Raw genomic sequence first — 1,650 nt, 5'->3', positions numbered from 1 at the left:
GCTAAAAACAGGGCAAAAAACGTACTAAACATTGATCTCGTTGCTTGATAAACAGACAAACCAGTGTTTTAGGGTCGGAGGGTCGCTTAATTTGTCTTTTTTTTGTATTATCTGGCAGGTGTACTAGAGAGGTGAAAGATGCTGTATAAAAAAGTGATGCAAGATTTACGCTCACGCATCAATTCAGACGAGTTCGAGGTTGGTGATATCCTCCCCACAGAAAAAGCACTCAGCGAACATTATGGCGTTAGCCGAGTGACTATACGTAATGCTATCGATGAGTTGGTTGAACTAGGCTTAGTTGCAAAGCGTCAAGGCGCTGGCACAAGCATCATCGGTAAAACGGTCGTTGGCTCGTTGCTAACACTGAAAAGTACCAATGAATACTTCTCAAGTACCAACACGACGCTTGAATACAAGATTGATGAGTTCTCTCTCATTGATCCAGACGAAGAGCTGGTGCGGCTTTTAAAGGTCGAGAAAACCGAAAAAGTCTACTTTATTCGAAGATTCAAGCTATTAAACGGAAAGCCATCCGTATACGAAGAGTCTTACATGCCTGCCTCACTCTATCCACGAATGAATGTGATGTCTTTAGAAGGCTCAAAGTATCGCTACCTGGAAGAGGAACTAGGTCTTGATATCGACGGCGCGTCTCAAGATTTCGAAGCCATCCTTCCGAACGAGTCAATGCGTCGGATCCTCGATATCGATCCATCAACGCCATTACTTCAAGTACTGTCCATCGGTTTGCTAAAAGACGGCCGTGTCTTTGAATACACAAAGCTGGTATCACTACCTGGCACCATGTCTTACAAGCATTACCTTAAACGGGGTGAGTAGCAGGGCGAGCGCATGAGTGTTCATTTTTCAACCTCTGCCGGTATGCCTGCTGCTAAAACCTTTTCTAAAAAGCTGGGATTCATGAAACAACGCTGTTCAAACACAACATCGTCATGAAGGTTCGGCGCTGATCACTGAATGCCACGGTGATCGCGTTCGCGATCTCTCCCTGGCTCCCGCCATGATAGCGAGTATGCTTTCCCAGCTAAGACGGAAACACTTGCACCCAATTAATTTGCCCTTTGTAGTTACGAGTGCTCCATGCAATAAGAATATTCAGCAGAATCGACACACCTTGGGTAACAAAAATGACTGGTGCCGCTATTAACATCAATAAAGCAGTCAGCAAGGTTGCCCAAGAAAAACCTCGTCGACATATCCAGTAAATAGCATATATGGGCGGAAGCAACAGTAATGCACAAACGACATACAGTGGTGAAATCACTTCGCCCAATATTTGGTGCGGGTAGATAAGGCGCAATAGCCATAACACATCTAGGGCGCCCCAGAAAACCATAAACTCACGCTGGCTAATAGGATATACACCATGCTTGTACAACAGATGTTGATTGAGATGGTGTCTAAAGCTCATTATTTCATGAATCACTCGCCCAATCAGTGAAAAAGCCAAACGAAAAATAAAAAGCAATACAATTAAAGTAAGAATAGAGCCCATACTTGCCACTTAATCAAAAGATATCGAACAACCATAACCACCGGGGAAGCACTCAAACAGCAAGTGATAGACTGTATTTTAGTGATGCGTTTCAATAGGCTATTGCTGACATCATTCCCGCACAATCACAC

General features: G+C 43.9%; 2 protein-coding genes. One reads left to right on the top strand and one right to left on the bottom strand.

Annotated elements, in window-relative coordinates; translation table 11 throughout:
• Positions 1-138 precede the first annotated feature (138 nt).
• Complete coding sequence (locus tag BZG79_RS15315; protein WP_077670158.1) at positions 139-843, top strand: GntR family transcriptional regulator; 705 nt, start codon at positions 139-141, stop codon at positions 841-843.
• A gap of 205 nt (positions 844-1,048) precedes the next feature.
• Here BZG79_RS15315 and BZG79_RS15310 read toward each other — a convergent pair whose 3' ends face one another.
• Positions 1,049-1,519, bottom strand: a complete 471-nt coding sequence (locus BZG79_RS15310) for a hypothetical protein (RefSeq protein ID WP_077677438.1) — start codon at positions 1,517-1,519, stop codon at positions 1,049-1,051.
• Positions 1,520-1,650: the final 131 nt, after the last annotated feature.

The sequence above is a fragment of the Salinivibrio sp. MA427 genome (assembly GCF_001996115.1).
Lineage (GTDB): Bacteria > Pseudomonadota > Gammaproteobacteria > Enterobacterales > Vibrionaceae > Salinivibrio > Salinivibrio costicola.
This window is presented reverse-complemented; position numbering and strand designations above follow the sequence as displayed.